This is a genomic window from Nocardiopsis sp. EMB25 (assembly GCF_026797795.1).
GTDB lineage: Bacteria > Actinomycetota > Actinomycetes > Streptosporangiales > Streptosporangiaceae > Nocardiopsis > Nocardiopsis lucentensis.
Window position 1 is genome coordinate 5,020,887 of the sequence record NZ_JAMTDN010000001.1, and the last position, 14,896, is coordinate 5,035,782.

The following is a 14,896-nucleotide window of genomic DNA, read 5'->3' on the forward strand; positions in this document are numbered from 1 at the left end:
AGAGCGGGACCGGAACAAGGGTCCTCACTCAACGCATCAGCGTTTGATGATGGGATAATATCAGCACATGCTGATGTCAGTTGAAGGTGACCTGATCAAGGCGCTGGCTGATCCGCTGCGCATGCGGATCGTGGCCCTGCTCGCCCACGAGACCCTGTGCACCACGCACCTGGTCGCCGAGACCGGCGCCAGGCAGACCAACCTGTCCAACCACCTGCGGATCCTGCGCGAGGCCGGGGTGGTCGAGACCGAGCCGTGCGGACGCTACACCTACTACCGGCTCCGCCCCCAGGCGCTGGAAGGACTGGCCGGAGCCCTGGGCGAACTCGCCGCCACCGCCCGCGCCACGGCCGCCGCCGACCGGAAGCGGGCCTGCACGTGACCCGCACCGACCCCCCGACCGCCCCCGCACCGCCCGCCGCCCGCCTGTCCACCCTCGACCGCCTCCTCGCGGTCTGGATCCTGCTCGCCATGGCCGCCGGCCTGGGCCTGGGCCGCCTGGTCCCCGGCTTGGACGCCGCGTTGGCCGCCCTGGAGGTGGGCGGGATCTCCCTGCCCATCGCCCTGGGCCTGCTGATCATGATGTACCCGGTGCTGGCCAAGGTCCGCTACGACCGCCTGGACACCGTCACCGGCGACCGCCGCCTGCTCGTCTCCTCCCTGGCGGTCAACTGGATCGTCGGCCCCGCGGTGATGTTCGCGCTGGCCTGGATCTTCCTGGCCGACCTGCCCGAGTACCGCACCGGCCTGATCATCGTCGGCCTGGCCCGCTGCATCGCCATGGTGATCATCTGGAACGACCTGGCCTGCGGCGACCGCGAGGCCGCCGCCGTGCTGGTGGCCCTCAACTCCCTCTTCCAGGTACTGGCCTTCGGCCTCCTGGGCTGGTTCTACCTCGACCTGCTCCCCGGCTGGCTGGGCCTGGACACCGACGGTCTGGCCGTCTCCCCCTGGCTGATCGCGGCCAACGTCGTGATCTTCCTCGGCATCCCCCTGGCCGCCGGGTTCCTCACCCGGTACCTGGGCGAGCGGCGGATGGGCCGCGAGCGCTACGAGAGCGTCTTCCTGCCCCGGATCGGCCCGTGGGCGCTGTACGGACTGCTGTTCACGATCGTGTTGCTGTTCGCCCTGCAGGGCGGCACCATCACCAGCCGACCGCTGGACGTGGCCCGCATCGCGATCCCGCTGCTGGTCTACTTCGCCCTGATGTGGTCGGGCACCTTCGCCCTGGGCAAGGCGATCGGGATGGGCTACGAGCGCACCAGCACGCTCGCGTTCACCGCGGCGGGCAACAACTTCGAGTTGGCGATCGCGGTGGCCGTCGCCACCTTCGGTGTCACCTCGGGCCAGGCGCTCGCGGGTGTGGTCGGCCCGCTGATCGAGGTTCCGGTGCTGGTGGGGCTGGTGTACGTGTCACTGGCCTGGCGGCGAAGGTTCACCACCCGAAAGGAGTGGTGACCCGACGGGGCCCGGGTGAGACGGGCGCCAGCGGACCCCGCCCCTTGAACGCATCCCGTCACGACACACCAGCGATGTGCCGGGGCCACGGCGCCCCGGCACGTGGGAAGGGCCGGGAACGCACATGGAGCAACGGACGGTCGACGTCGCGGTCGTCGGCGGCGGACAGGCAGGGCTCGCGGCCGGATACTTTCTACGCCGGGCGAGGATCGACCACGTCATCCTGGACGGTGGTTCCGCCCCGGGAGGTTCGTGGACCGAGTACTGGCACTCACTGCGGCTGTTCTCACCGGCCGGCCACAGCATGCTGCCGGGCTGGTGGATGCCCGCCGAGGACGGGCACGAGTACCCGAGCGCGGCACACGTGGCCTGGTACCTGGCCGAGTACGAGAGCCGCTACGAACTCCCGGTACGCCGTCCCGTCCACGTGAGGGGTCTGGAGCGGGCGGAGGAGGCTCTGCGTGTGGTCACCGACCAGGGGGAGTGGCGGGCCCGCTTCGTCGTCAGCGCCACCGGCACCTGGGGTGGTCCCCACCTCCCGAACATCCCGGGGCGCGAGGAGTTCGACGGCAGACAGCTGCACACCGTCGACTACCGGGCACCGGAGGAGTTCACCGATCAGCGGGTCGTGGTGGTCGGCGGCGGCAACTCCGCGGCGCAGATCCTCGCCGAGCTCTCTCAGGTCGCGGACACCACCTGGACCACGTCGCGCCCTCCGCGCTTCCTACCCGACGACGTGGACGGCCGGGCCCTCTTCGCCATCGCCACCCAGCGCCAGCGCGCCGTGCGAAACGGTGGCCGGGCGGCACGGGGTGTGAGCGACCTGGGCGACATCGTGATGGTGCCGACCGTCAGGGAGGCCCGGGACCGAGACGCGCTCAAGGCCGAACCGATGTTCACCCGTCTCACCCGCACGGGCGTGGCCTGGGCGGACGGAAGTGAACTGACCTGCGACGCGATCGTGTGGTGCACAGGATTCCGGCCGGCCCTGGACCACCTCGCGCCCTTGGGGCTGGCGAACGGAGCGGGCCGGATAGCGCTGGAGGGAACCCGCGCGGTCGGCGAACCGCGGCTGTTCCTGTTGGGCTACGGCGACTGGACCGGGCCGGCCTCGGCCACGCTGGTCGGTGCCGGGCGCACGGCCAAGACGACGGTCGCCGAGATCACCGACGCTCTGGCTCACGAGGAATAGCGCTCCCGGCCGCGGGAGTGTCCGGGGCGGCTGAACAGCGCTGCCACGGATCCCGCGGCCGCCAGGGCGCTCAGTGCCGCGAACGCCCCCGCGTACCCGCCCAGTGCTCCGGCCAGCGACACACCGATCCAGGGGGCGAGCGCGGAGGCCAGCATCAGCGGGACGTGCATCACCCCGCTGACCCCGGCGTAGACCGCCGTGCCCCACCGTTCGGCCACCGCCGTGGCGTGCAGCAGGGTGAGCACACCGCGCGCCATGCCCGCCAGGACGGCGACCGCCACGACCAGCCCCCAGGGTCCGGGCACCAGCGCCAGGAGCAGGGATGTGGCCGCGCACGCGGCCAGGACGATCACCGTTCGGGGAACGGGTGCGGTTCTCCGTTCCAGGTGCGCGTAGACCAGACGTCCCGCCACCTGTCCGAGTCCTCCCAGGCCCAGTGCCCAGGCCGCGGTCGTGGTGTCGAAGCCCCTGGACTCCAGGAGGGGGACGAGGTTGACCACGCCCGCGTGCACGGTCAGCGCCCCAGCCGCCAGGGCTGTGGTCAGCGCCCAGAAGGCTCGGCTGCGGATCACCGTTCCCACCGTCGTCCCCGGTCCGCCGAAGCCCTCGTCCGCGCCGAGCCCCGCCCATGCGCGGGGGAGGGCGAAGGCGTGGAGCGGCACGACCACCAAGGCGACGACCCCGCCCAACACGAGGTAGGCGCCCCGCCACCCCCACGCCTGTTCCAAGGCCGCGGTCACGGGCGCGAAGACGGTGCTCGCCAGCCCGCCGGAGAGCGTCAACGCGGTCAACGCCCGCACCCGTGCGGCACCGTACCAACGGGTGAGGGCCGCGAAGGCGGGCGGATAGTACAGCCCGGCCATGGCGGTCCCGGCCACGATCCACGCCAGGGCGAAGAAGACCGCGCTCGGGGCCAGGGCGATGCCCGCCACGGCCGGGACGGCGATCAAGGCCGCCCCGGTCATCACCGGCCGTGGGCCGTGCGTTTGCAGCAACCTTCCCACGAGGACTCCGGTCAGACCCGCCGTGACCTGGGCCGCGGAGAAAAGGGCGGTGACCGTGGCCGAGGACCAGCCGGTGTCGGCGGTGATCGCCGTGGCCAGCACCGGGAAGGCGTAGAACAGCACCCCGTAGCTCGTGGTGACGGTGACGCACAGGACCGCCAGCCCCCGGCGCGCTCCGACCACGGGTACGGAGGCGTCGGGGGCACGAACACGCACGGGTCTCAAAGGGTCCCGGCCGGCGCGGTGAGCTCGACCTCCTGGGGACCGCCCGCCGAGCAGCAGCCGTTACCGGCCTCCGCCGCCGCCTCGGCCTCTGAGGCGTCGGACAGGCCGGACCCGCCGCACACCCCGGTCTCGGGCAGGACCAGCTCCACCCGGTCGGCCGCCTCGTGGTCACCCGCGACGCGCGCGGCGATACTGCGCACCTGCTCGTATCCGGTCAGGGCCAGGAACGTGGGAGCGCGGCCGTAGGACTTCATCCCCGCCAGGTAGAAACCCTCCTCGGGATGGGACAGCTCCTTGGCTCCGTGGGGGTAGACCGTACCGCAGGAGTGCACATTGGGGTCGATGAGCGGGGCCAGTTCCACCGGGGCCTGGAGCGTCGGGTCCACCGCCAGCCGGATCTCGGAGAGGAACGACAGGTCCGGGCGGAACCCGGTCAGCACCACCACCTCGTCCACCGGCTCCAGCGGCTGTCCGTTCCCGTCCACCAGCACCGGGCGCCCGTGCTCCGAACGGACCTCGGCGGCCCGGAAACCGGTGACGACCCGGATGTGCCCGGCCTCGACCGCCGCCTTGGCCCGCAGGCCCAGGGCCCCGCGCTCGGCGAGCTGGTCGGCCTCTCCGCCTCCGAAGGCGTCACCGACCCCACCCCGGCGCAGCACCCACACCGCCGTGGTTCCGGGCTCCTCCTCAGCGAGCGCGGCGAGGGCGACGATGGTGGTCAGAGCCGAGTGGCCGCGCCCCACCACCGCCGTGGCGCGGCCCGCGTGGCGGTCCCGCACCCGCGGATCCGCCAGGTCGGGGATCCGGTAGGAGATCCGCGCCCCAGCGGTGTCCTCGCCCAGGGCGGGCAGTCCGTCGGCGCCCAACGGGTTCGGCGAGCCCCACGTCCCGGAGGCGTCCACCACCGCACGCGCCAGGACGCGCTCCTCGCCCCCCTCGGTGCGCACCCGTACCGTGAAGGGCTGCTGTTCCCGAGCCGCGTCGACGACGCGATCCCTGCCCAGACGGCTGACCCCGGTCACCTCGGCGCCGAACCGCACCCGGTCTCCCAGCGCGTCGGCCAGCGGAACCAGGTAGGACTCGACCCACTCCCGTCCGGTCGGGTAGACATCGTCGGCCGGACGCCGCCAACCGGTACCGGTGAGCAGCTTCTCCGCCGCCGGGTCCACCAGGTCGCGCCAGGAGGAGAACAGACGCACGTGCCCCCACTCGGCGACCGCCGCCCCGGCCCGGCCACCCCTCTCCAGGACCAGCACCGGAAGATCCCGATCGACCAGCTCGGCCGCCGCCGCCAGCCCGGCGGGCCCCCCGCCGATCACCACTACCGGAAGCTCTACGGTCATGACACACCCTTCCATCGATGAGCATCTATGCAATGAGACTCTATCGACGCGAATCAATGGATGCAAGCATCGATATGCGTCGATAATGGGGGTATGAGTATGTTGAGCGCGCAACGCGATGCACACGTGCTGCCACCCGCCGACGCCGAGACCTACGCCGCCTGGTTCGCCTGCCTGGCCGAACCCATGCGCGTCCGACTGCTGCACGCCATCGCCACCGCCTCGGGGCCGATCAGCGTCGGAGAACTCGCGAAGTCGGTGGACATCCGCCAGCCCACGGTCTCCCACCACCTGCGCAAGCTCGCCGACGTGGGCTTCGTGACCCTGGCCAAGGCGGGCACCACGACCCAGGTGGTGGTCAACCCGACCTGCTGCACGGGCCTACCCCACGCAGCCGACGCCGTCATGGGCATGCTCAACGCCCGCCCCTGCTGCCCCACCGACCTGCCCCCCGGCGTCACCACGCGCGCCATGACCGACACGGACCTGGACGCGGTGCGGGAGATCTACGCCCAAGGCATCTCCACCGGCCACGCCACCTTCGAAACCGAGGTCCCCGAGGCGGAGAGGTTGAAGAACACGTGGCTTCCCGAGCATCGCTGGGTCGCCGAGGCCGACGGACGCGTGATCGGGTGGGCCGCCGCCGCACCCGTCTCCCAACGCGAGGCCTACGCCGGGGTGGCCGAGACATCGGTCTGCGTCGCCGAGGGCGCCCGCGGCCGGGGAGTGGGCAAGGCACTGCTGCACCGCCAGGTCACCGAAGCCGACGCGGCCGGGATCTGGACTCTGCAAACGTCGATCTTCCCCGAGAACCGCGCGAGCCTCGCCCTGCACCACCAGGCGGGCTTCCGCACCGTCGGCGTGCGGGAGCGCATCGCCCGCCAGCGCGACGCATGGCGCGACACCGTTCTGCTCGAGCGTCGTCGTCAAACCGACGGCGGTGCGGCCGACGACGCGCACCGCACCACGGGCTCCGGCTGTTCGAACTGCTGAACACCGCGTACCCGCGCCTTCGATCCGGGCCGGCGGCGACTTCGGTCCCCGGCCCGGCGGACGTCCGTTCGAGACGCTCTAGGTGAGCGCCGCGAGCACCACCTGTTCATCGCCCCACCGGGCGCGAAGCCGACGCCGCCCTTCGGGTTCACGGTCGAGGACGTACGGGAGCAGCACCTGGCCGCCGGGGTCCGTGCCGGCACCGCCGGCATCGGCCCCGGATTCGGTGGAGACCAGGACCTGCTGTGCCCTCCGCTCCACCATCCGGCCGTCCTCCCAGACCTCCATCTCAGCCTGCTCCTGCTCACCGGTCAGGGCCCGCCGATAGCACGCGACGGCCACCTCGTCCTCGGTTCCGTCGTAGACCCAGCGTGTTCCCAGAGTGGAATGCTCCATGGTTCCCACGAGGTGGTCGTCATGGCCGTACAGTGGCGCGCCCCTGTACGTCAACGGCAGGTGGATGAGACGGTCTCCGCGCCGGAGCAGGAACGCCTCCACCCCGACCTCACCCGCCGGATCGTCGAATCTGTACTTTCCGAGCACCTGGTCACGTCCTCGGCCCGCCCACGGACGGCCGTCCAGCCAGGCTCCGATCAAAGTCATTTTACTCGGTGTGACACTGGCCTTGTGAATGATCGCCATGTGCATCAGTGTCCAGCATCGAACTCCAGGGAGGGATACCGCCCCCCGTGTCCGATTCCGGCCATCTCATGTAGACCCCGGTTGCGCCGTGGATTCTGATCGCCGAAAATCTTTATTCTGGGCATACGTACACCCGCCACACGGCCATCGCCCGTGCGTGAAACCAGTGTGCCACCTTACCCGTTGCCGGGAAACTCCGACAGGGCCACGCGGACCGACGGTCCAGAGAATGACACGCACTCGGCCATCAGCAGTGAAACACAAGAGATCGGATGACCCCACCGAACCCCTAGGGTGACGTTGGGTCACATGAAGTCATCACTGCTGCTCAGAAAACTCGCTCCTCTCCCCAGATGCGGCCTGTCGAGAAGATGCCTCAGTAGCGACTGAGGAATTCCTCAGTCGGACGGCAGCCGACCGCGCACCGAAGCAGGCCCTGGAGGACCCACGCCCTGGCTCCGCCCCCACCGAAGAACCGGCCGCCGGCTTCGAGGTTCGCGCGCCGCAGGAATCCGCGCCTCCGCCAGGCCCTCGCCTTCTTTTCCCATCATCAGGGACCTGCCGCGCAAGGATGGCCGACATTCCACCACGAACAGCATCAAAGCGACATTTTGCACCCTCACCCTTCCGTGCCGCCGCCGTCCCACATAGGCCGCCACCGCCCCTTCGGCAACGACCTCCGACCGTCGCGTTGACAGCACTTCCAGCGATTTATACTTTTCCCTTCGCGCCCTGTTCGCAGGGTGAATTTCCGAACCGAAGCTCCGTTGACAGACACCCCCATGACCGGGTCAAATAACCGCGGAGAAAACAGGCGAGAGGGAAAATAAATCGATGACGAGCGCCTCCGATAAATCTGGTCCACGCCACCAGGAAATAGCCCACGATCCACTTGACACCGAGAGTCTGGCGGCCTGCGCGGAGAATGCTCTGGACCTGTCCGACGTTCTCTCACCGGCGGCCTCCACATCGGCCCCGGCCCTGGGGGGCGGCCTGAGGAGTTCCCTCCGCACCGCACCGCACGGACTCGCGCGCACACCACACACGCCGACCCGCCTGCTCGGCGTGCACAATCCCACCTCGGCTCCGGTGGCCTTCACCCTCGCCGACCACTTTCCCGACGTATCCGCGGGCGAGGCCCACGCAGTCTTCCTCGGGGGATCGGTCGACACCTCGGGGCGAAGCCGAACGGACCTCCGTTTCCTCCTTCAGCCGGGGGCCCATGTGTGGTTGGCCCAGACCAAGGCACCGCTTTCCTCTCCCACACCGCCCGATCCAAAAAGGGCGGCGAACCGATGAGCCCTGCCCCGAAGGACGCTCAACGGACCGCGCTCATCACCGGCGCCGGAAGCGGAATCGGCGCGGCCACCGCCCACCGGCTGGCCGCCGAGGGCTACCGCGTCGTCCTGACCGGTCGGCGGGTGGGCGCTCTGGAGCAGGTGGCCAAGCGCATCACGGCGGACGGGATGACGGCCGACGTCCAGCCCATGGACGTCACCGATCCGTCGGCCATCGCGACCGTCGTCGACGGCCTGGTCCGCTGCGACGTCCTCGTCAACAACGCCGGGGGCGCCATCGGGACCGAGGAGGTCACCGACGCCGACCCCTCCGACTGGCGCACCATGTTCGAGACGAACGTCATGGGAGCCCTCTCCACCACGCAGGCCCTGCTCCCGCTCCTCACCGAGAGCGGCGACGGGACCGTCATCCTCATCTCCTCCACCGCCGCCTTCACCGTCTACGAGGGAGGCGGCGGGTACAGCGCCGCCAAACACGCCGAACACGCCCTGGCCGGGACCCTGCGCATGGAACTGTGCGGCCAGCCCGTGCGCGTCGTCGAGATCGCCCCCGGCATGGTCCACACCGAGGAGTTCTCCCTCAACCGCTACCGCGGAGACACCGATCGCGCCGCGGCCGTCTACGCGGGGGTCGACCGACCCCTCGTGGCCGAGGACGTCGCCGACGCGGTCGCCTGGACGGTCACCCGTCCCTCCCACGTGAACGTCGACTTCCTCGTCATGCGCCCACGCGCCCAGGCCGCGCAGCACAAGGTCCACCGGCAGGGCTGACCGCCTCCCGCGGTCCCCGCTCCCATCTCCCCTCGACCCAAGGATGGACACAGCCGTGACACGACCGACCCGCAACCCGATCATGGACCTCCCCGAGGTCGGCATCACTCCCGTCAAGGATGTCGACGCCACAGTCCCCGTCGTCGGATCGAAGAGCTACACCAACCGGTTCCTGACGATCGCGGGACTGGCCTCCGAACCGACCGTCCTGCGCCACGCCCTGCACTCACAGGACACCCTGCTCCTGGCCGAGGCCCTGCGTTCCTTCGGACACGTGGACGTCGAAGCCGACGCCGGCGACGAGACCTTCTCCGTGATCCCCAACGGGCGTCCCATGCGCGCACCCGACACCGACATCGACATGGGGAACGCGGGCACGCCGATCCGCTTCCTGATCACCATGTCGGCCCTCGCGGAGGGTCGAACGGTTCTGACGGGGAACAAGCGCATGCGCGAGCGACCCATGGGCCACCTCCTGGAAGCGCTCCGCGCGCTCGGCGTCGAGGCCCGCAGCACCGAAGGGAACGGCTCACCGCCGATCGAGATCGGCGGCGGCACTCTGCGCGGCGGCTTCGCCCGTATCGACGGAACCGTGAGCAGCCAGTTCACGAGCAGCCTGCTCATCAGCTCGGCCGGAACGGAGCTGGGCCTCGAGCTCGTCGTGGACGGAGACCCCGTCTCCAAGCCCTACATCGACATGACGATCGCCGCGATGGCCGCCGCCGGGGTCCCCCTCTGGCGGTCGGGGTACGAGCGCTACGCCGTACCGGGTGCCGCACGCTACCGAGGAGGCGACATCACGGTGGAACCCGACGCCTCCGGCATGTCCTACTTCCTCGCGGCCGCCGCGATCACCGGCGGGAGGGTCACCATCCCCGGAATCAACTCGGACTCCGTCCAGGGGGACGTCGGCCTGGTCACCGCCTTCGCCGACATGGGGTGCTCCACCAGCTCCGACCCCACCGGCACCACGCTCACGGGCGGACCGCTCACCGGAATCGACATCGACATGTCGAACATGCCCGACGTCGCCCCCACCCTGGCCGTCGTCTCCGCCTACGCCCGAGGCACGACACACATCACCGGAATCGGCAACCTGCGCGTCAAGGAGTGCGACCGGATCGACGCGGTCAGCACCGAACTCCGGAAGATGGGCGTCTCCGTCGACACCACCGAGGACACGATGACGGTCCACGGCGGCGGGGAGCCCCAGGGGGCGGTGATCGACACCTACGACGACCACCGGATCGCCATGGCCTTCGCCGTGGCGGGCCTGCGCACCCCCGGTGTCATCATCCGTGATCCCGCGTGCGTCACCAAGTCCTTCCCCGACTTCTGGGATCGCTTCGAGTCCCTGCGAGGTGGCCGGTGACCGCCCTCGCGCCGGGCGTACTGCTCGTCCTCGACGGGTGGGGCCACACGGACCCCGGACCCGCGAACGCCCTCACCGCCGCACGCACCCCCGTTCTCGACGACCTCACCCGCGGACGCGGCGGACGGTTGCTCGACGCCTCCGGAAGCGCCGTCGGCCTTCCGGAGGGAACCGTGGGCAACTCGGAGACCGGCCACCTCGTCATGGGGGCGGGCCGTGCCGTGGAATACGACAGCCTGCTCGTCGAACGCGAGGTGCGTTCGGGCGGCCTGCGCTCCCACCCCCTGCTGTGCGACGTGTGCGGAGAACTCGCGTCGAACGGGGGAACCCTCCACCTGGTGGGACTGTGCTCGGACGGACGGATCCACTCCGACATCGACCATCTGCCCGAGATCCTTCGGGCCGCCTGGAACACCGGGCTCCACCGGGTGCGGATCTGGGCGATCACCGACGGTCGGGACGTGGCCGACGGCACGGCCGGGCACTACCTGTCGCGGCTGGAGGCCATGACCGGTGACCGAGGGATCGGCGCGGTCTCCGGGGTGGTCGGGCGCGACTACGCGATGGACAAGAGCGGAAAGGACCACCTGACGGCCGCGGCCGTGCGGCTGCTCCTCGAAGGCGAGGCGATACGCACCGTCGCCACCGCCGAAACCGCCGTACCTCTCACAGGCGGTGACGGCTCGATCCCGCCCACGTCCGTGACCGGTGTCTCGGGGCGTCCGGCACGTGTCGAGGACGGCGACTGCGTCCTGTTCACCAACTTCCGTAGCGACCGGACGGCCCCGCTGGCGGACATGGTCGCGGATGGGCTCGCCGAGAGCGGTCGCACCCGGGTTCGCCTGCTCAGCCTCGCCCAGTACGACACGAGCGCCGAGATCCCAGCGCTCGTCCCACGGGCGGACGCCTCGGGCGGTCTCAGCGATGTGCTCGAAACCGCCGGTGCGCGGACATCGCGCGTCGCGGAGCCGGAGAAGTTCGAGCACGTCACCTTCTTCCTCAACGGCCGCGACGCCCGCCCCAGGGCGGGGGAGGAGCACCACAGGGTCACCGGCGCTCCTGACGGGCCGGTCCACGAGCACCCGGAGATGAACGCCGCGGGAGTGGCCGAGACCGTGGCGGAGGCATGCGCCCGTGATGACATCGACCTCACCGTGGCCAACCTCGCCAACATCGACGTGGTCGGGCACACCGGGAACCTCGACGCCACACGGCGGGCCGCCGAGTCCGTCGACGCGGCGGTGGCGCGCATCCGCGCCGCCGCCCTGGCCGCGGGCCGGTGGATGCTGATCGTCGGCGACCACGGCAACGCCGAGCAGATGCTGCGGACCGTCGGGGACGCGCAGGAGGAAGTCCCCTACGGCGGGCACACCCGCAACCCCGTCCACTGCGTGCTGGTCCCGGCGGGTGCACGGCGAGGCGCCGCTCTGTCGACCGCGTCCCCCGCGGCGATCACCTCCGTCGCCCCGACCGTCCTCCGCCTGCTCGGGCTTCCCGTCCCCGCCTCGATGACCGCTCCCTCACTCCTGCGGGAGTCCGAACCCGCCCCGGCGGGCCCGAGCCTGACCGGAGCCACCAAGGAAGGGCACCGATGATCTCCGCCGAATTCTTCTGCGACGAACTGGAGCGGCACGGCTTCGGCCTCGCCAGCGGGGTCCCCTGCTCGTACTTCGGCGGACCGATCTCCCTGCTGAGCCGGACCCGGGGCCGTTACGTCGCCGCGGCCAACGAGGGGGGTGCGCTCACCACGGCCGCCGGGGCCGCTCTGGCGGGCGAGCGCGCCTACGTCATGGTGCAGAACTCCGGTCTCGGCAACCTCGTCAACCCCCTGACGTCGCTGGTCATGACCTACAAGATCCCGGTGCTCACCTTCGTGAGCCTGCGTGGCTGGCCCGACCCGGCCGGCGACGAACCACAGCACGCCGTGATGGGGCCGACCACCGCCCCCTACCTGGATCTCCTCGGTCTGCCGCACTGGACACTGCGCGCGGACGCCGACGAGACACGCTTCCGGACGATCCTCGACAGCGCGACGGCCGCGATCGACGAGGGGCACGCGCCATTCGTCCTCGTGGAGAAGTACGCGGTCGGCTCCGCGGCTCCGGCTCCCGGGGAGGCGCGCGAGCGGGCGGATGCCGACCGGATGGACAGCGCCGACGCCATCCGTCTGGTCACCAAGCTCGTCGGTGCCGCCCCGGTGGTCGCGACCACCGGCTACACCGGGCGCGAGCTGTTCGGGGTCGAGGACCGGCCAGCCAATTTCTACATGCAGGGCTCCATGGGACACGTGTCCTCGCTCGCCCTGGGCATCGCCCTCAAGCGACCCGACCGCCCCGTCATCGCCCTCGACGGCGACGGCGCCGCGCTCATGCACCTGGGCGCGCTGTCGGTGATCGGTGCCCAGGCCCCGGCCAATCTCGTCCATGTCGTGCTGGACAACGGCATTCACGAGTCGACCGGCGGCCAGGACACGACGTCGGGCACCACCGCTCTGGAGCACGTGGCCGCTGCGGCCGGATACGCCGACGCCAGGCGGTGCGCCAGCCCTGAACGGCTCCAGTCCGCTGTCGCGTCCGCGCTGTCCTCACCGGGGCCGCACATGATCGTCGTGCCGACCCGGCCCCGCAACGGCCCCATGCCTCCGCGCGCGACCAACACCCATCCCCCCGAGGCCATGCGGGACCGTTTCGCGTCAGCGATGCGCGGTCCCGCCTCCGAGGGCGACTGACCCAGTCCGCCCACCGACCCAGCCACTCCGCTCTCTTCCTCGAAAGGACCGCAGTATGCCCGAAATCTCCTCCCGGACCATCGCACTCTGTGCCGCGTCCGCCGCCCTCGCGCTGACGGCCGCCTGCGGCGGCGCCTCGAACGCCGACAGCGCTTCCGACCCGGACACGCTCATCATGGGCCTGATCCCGAACGAGAACGCCGCCTCCCTGAACGCCTCCTACGAGCCGCTCAGGGAACTGATCGCCGAGGCCTCCGGCAAGGAGGTGGAGCTGGAGGTCATGACGAACTACGCCGCCCTCATCGAGGCCCAGCGCGCGGGCACCGTGCACATCGCCATGTACGGGCCGTTCAGCTACGTCCTGGCGAAGGACTCGGGGGTCGACATCTCCCCGATCGCGGCCGAACTCTACGAGAAGGGCGGCGACCCCAGCTATCACTCCTACATGGTCGCCCGGGCCGACAGCGGGTTGAGCGAACTCTCCGACCTGCGCGACAAGACGGTCTGCTTCGTCGACCCCAACTCCACCTCCGGACGTCTCTACCCGTTGTCCGGACTGATGGAGGCGGGTCTGGACGAGGGTGACTACACGGAGAGGTTCGCCGGCGGGCACGACGCGTCCCTCCTGGCGGTCCGGGACGGGGACTGCGACGCGGGGGCCGTCCGCGACCTGCTGTACGAGGAGGTCCTCCCGGAGCAGGAGGGCATCGACCACGACGACTACACCGTGCTCTGGAAGTCCGACCCGGTGGTCAACTCCCCTCTGGCCATCCTCGACTCCCTGGATCCCGAACTCCGGGAGTCGGTCGGCGAAGCGATTCTGGAGCGGGGGAACGCCGACGCCCTCGGGGTCGACGACATCGCCGGCTACTGGGGGTTCACGGAGGCCGACGACGCGTTCTACGACCCCATCCGCGAGCTCTGCGAGATCACCGAGGCCGAGGCCTGCGAGGCGGGTTAGCGCACACCCGCACCGGCGACTCCCCTCCCCGATGAACGATGCGAGGTTTCCATGGCAGACCACGCGGTACACGACGATGTCGATCGTGAGCCGGCCGTCTCACTGACACAGGTGACGAAGGAGTTCGACGGCGGAGTGACCGCACTGCGCGGGGTCGGATTCGATGTCCCGAAGGGGCAGATCCTGGCGCTGTTGGGCCGCTCCGGCTCCGGAAAGTCCACTCTGCTCAGGCACATCTGCTGTCTGCACAGGCCGACCAGCGGAAGCCTGCGGGTGCTGGGCACCGACGTGGCGCGGGCGCGTGGCCACCACCTGCGCCGGCTCCGCCGCAGGACCGGTTTCGTCTTCCAGCAGTTCAACCTGGTCGGACAATTGAGCGTGCTGGAGAACGTCTGCAGCGGCGCGCTCGGACGGCTCGTGGGCCCCCGGCTCGGCCTGTTCTCCTACGCGCGTTCCCTCCGCGTGGAGGCGCTGGACCATCTCGACCGGGTCGGCATGGCCGACCTCGCGTTCCAGCGCACGAGCACACTCTCCGGCGGACAGCAACAGCGGGTGGCCATCGCGCGAGCGCTGATGCAGCACCCGGCCATCCTCCTCGCCGACGAACCCGTCGCCTCGCTGGATCCGGACAGCGCCGACACCGTCATGCGGCTGCTGCGCGAGATCGCCCGTGAGCGATCCCTGACGGTCATCGGAAGTCTGCACCAGGTCGACCTGGCCCTGGGATGGGCGGACCGCGTCATCGGGCTCCGTGACGGCGAGGTCACCTTGGACGCCCCCGCGGCCACTCTGGACACCACGACCGCGATGGAGGTCTACGGCATGGCGCCGAGGACCGAGTCGATGGCACTGGACGTCACCGGATGATCGCGCCGCCACCGGTACGGCCCCCCGTACCCCGCTCCCTGC

At 70.5% G+C, this 14,896-nt stretch carries 13 protein-coding genes; 10 read left to right on the plus strand and 3 right to left on the minus strand.

Annotated elements, in window-relative coordinates; translation table 11 throughout:
• Positions 1–67 precede the first annotated feature (67 nt).
• From KIK06_RS22160 to KIK06_RS22170, 3 genes are all read left to right on the plus strand, one after another.
• Complete coding sequence (locus KIK06_RS22160; RefSeq protein ID WP_268644942.1) at positions 68–382, plus strand: ArsR/SmtB family transcription factor; 315 nt, start codon at positions 68–70, stop codon at positions 380–382.
• The gene (gene arsB, locus KIK06_RS22165) at positions 379–1,458 is read left to right on the plus strand and encodes an ACR3 family arsenite efflux transporter (protein ID WP_017601637.1); all 1,080 of its coding nucleotides are present in this window, start codon (positions 379–381) and stop codon (positions 1,456–1,458) included. The genes KIK06_RS22160 and arsB overlap by 4 nt, the downstream gene beginning before the upstream one ends.
• A 124-nt stretch (positions 1,459–1,582) precedes the next feature.
• Positions 1,583–2,650 (plus strand): ArsO family NAD(P)H-dependent flavin-containing monooxygenase, encoded by a 1,068-nt coding sequence (locus KIK06_RS22170; RefSeq protein ID WP_268644943.1) that lies wholly within the window; start codon positions 1,583–1,585, stop codon positions 2,648–2,650.
• Here the strand turns inward: KIK06_RS22170 and KIK06_RS22175 are convergent.
• Positions 2,638–3,870, minus strand: coding sequence for an MFS transporter (locus tag KIK06_RS22175; protein WP_268644944.1), 1,233 nt, complete (start codon positions 3,868–3,870; stop codon positions 2,638–2,640). The genes KIK06_RS22170 and KIK06_RS22175 overlap by 13 nt on opposite strands.
• Before the next feature lie 5 nt (positions 3,871–3,875).
• The gene (locus KIK06_RS22180) at positions 3,876–5,222 is read right to left on the minus strand and encodes an FAD-dependent oxidoreductase (protein ID WP_268644945.1); all 1,347 of its coding nucleotides are present in this window, start codon (positions 5,220–5,222) and stop codon (positions 3,876–3,878) included.
• Positions 5,223–5,315: 93 nt separating this feature from the next.
• Between KIK06_RS22180 and KIK06_RS22185 the strand changes: the two genes are divergently transcribed.
• Complete coding sequence (locus tag KIK06_RS22185; RefSeq protein ID WP_268644946.1) at positions 5,316–6,215, plus strand: helix-turn-helix domain-containing GNAT family N-acetyltransferase; 900 nt, start codon at positions 5,316–5,318, stop codon at positions 6,213–6,215.
• A gap of 78 nt (positions 6,216–6,293) precedes the next feature.
• Here KIK06_RS22185 and KIK06_RS22190 read toward each other — a convergent pair whose 3' ends face one another.
• The gene (locus KIK06_RS22190; protein WP_268644947.1) at positions 6,294–6,857 is read right to left on the minus strand and encodes a maltokinase N-terminal cap-like domain-containing protein; all 564 of its coding nucleotides are present in this window, start codon (positions 6,855–6,857) and stop codon (positions 6,294–6,296) included.
• Between the two features lie 1,295 nt (positions 6,858–8,152).
• Here KIK06_RS22190 and KIK06_RS22195 point away from each other — a divergent pair.
• The 6 genes from KIK06_RS22195 to phnC are packed head-to-tail and all read left to right on the plus strand — an operon-like array spanning position 8,153 to position 14,854.
• Positions 8,153–8,926 carry an SDR family oxidoreductase gene (locus KIK06_RS22195; protein ID WP_268644948.1) on the plus strand — a complete coding sequence of 258 codons (774 nt, stop codon included), beginning with the start codon at positions 8,153–8,155 and terminating at the stop codon, positions 8,924–8,926.
• 55 nt (positions 8,927–8,981) lie between these two features.
• Positions 8,982–10,298 carry a 3-phosphoshikimate 1-carboxyvinyltransferase gene (aroA, locus tag KIK06_RS22200; protein ID WP_268644949.1) on the plus strand — a complete coding sequence of 439 codons (1,317 nt, stop codon included), beginning with the start codon at positions 8,982–8,984 and terminating at the stop codon, positions 10,296–10,298.
• The gene (gpmI, locus tag KIK06_RS22205) at positions 10,295–11,893 is read left to right on the plus strand and encodes a 2,3-bisphosphoglycerate-independent phosphoglycerate mutase (protein WP_268644950.1); all 1,599 of its coding nucleotides are present in this window, start codon (positions 10,295–10,297) and stop codon (positions 11,891–11,893) included. The genes aroA and gpmI overlap by 4 nt, the downstream gene beginning before the upstream one ends.
• Complete coding sequence (aepY, locus tag KIK06_RS22210) at positions 11,890–13,026, plus strand: phosphonopyruvate decarboxylase (RefSeq protein WP_268644951.1); 1,137 nt, start codon at positions 11,890–11,892, stop codon at positions 13,024–13,026. Before gpmI ends, aepY begins: the two co-directional genes overlap by 4 nt.
• Positions 13,027–13,081: 55 nt before the next feature.
• Positions 13,082–13,987, plus strand: coding sequence for a phosphate/phosphite/phosphonate ABC transporter substrate-binding protein (locus KIK06_RS22215; protein WP_017602260.1), 906 nt, complete (start codon positions 13,082–13,084; stop codon positions 13,985–13,987).
• Between the two features lie 51 nt (positions 13,988–14,038).
• Positions 14,039–14,854, plus strand: a complete 816-nt coding sequence (phnC, locus tag KIK06_RS22220; protein WP_017602261.1) for a phosphonate ABC transporter ATP-binding protein — start codon at positions 14,039–14,041, stop codon at positions 14,852–14,854.
• The last annotated feature ends 42 nt before the right edge of the window (positions 14,855–14,896 follow it).

Excerpts from the sequence above, each read along its gene's own strand:
- KIK06_RS22160 (WP_268644942.1), top strand. The coding sequence starts at position 68 with ATGCTGATGTCAGTTGAAGGTGACCTGATCAAGGCGCTGGCTGATCCG.
- KIK06_RS22170 (WP_268644943.1), top strand. The coding sequence starts at position 1,583 with ATGGAGCAACGGACGGTCGACGTCGCGGTCGTCGGCGGCGGACAGGCA.
- KIK06_RS22180 (WP_268644945.1), bottom strand. The coding sequence starts at position 5,222 with ATGACCGTAGAGCTTCCGGTAGTGGTGATCGGCGGGGGGCCCGCCGGG.
- KIK06_RS22185 (WP_268644946.1), top strand. The coding sequence starts at position 5,316 with ATGAGTATGTTGAGCGCGCAACGCGATGCACACGTGCTGCCACCCGCC.
- KIK06_RS22190 (WP_268644947.1), bottom strand. The coding sequence starts at position 6,857 with ATGGCGATCATTCACAAGGCCAGTGTCACACCGAGTAAAATGACTTTG.
- KIK06_RS22195 (WP_268644948.1), top strand. The coding sequence starts at position 8,153 with ATGAGCCCTGCCCCGAAGGACGCTCAACGGACCGCGCTCATCACCGGC.
- aepY (WP_268644951.1), top strand. The coding sequence starts at position 11,890 with ATGATCTCCGCCGAATTCTTCTGCGACGAACTGGAGCGGCACGGCTTC.
- KIK06_RS22215 (WP_017602260.1), top strand. The coding sequence starts at position 13,082 with ATGCCCGAAATCTCCTCCCGGACCATCGCACTCTGTGCCGCGTCCGCC.
- phnC (WP_017602261.1), top strand. The coding sequence starts at position 14,039 with ATGGCAGACCACGCGGTACACGACGATGTCGATCGTGAGCCGGCCGTC.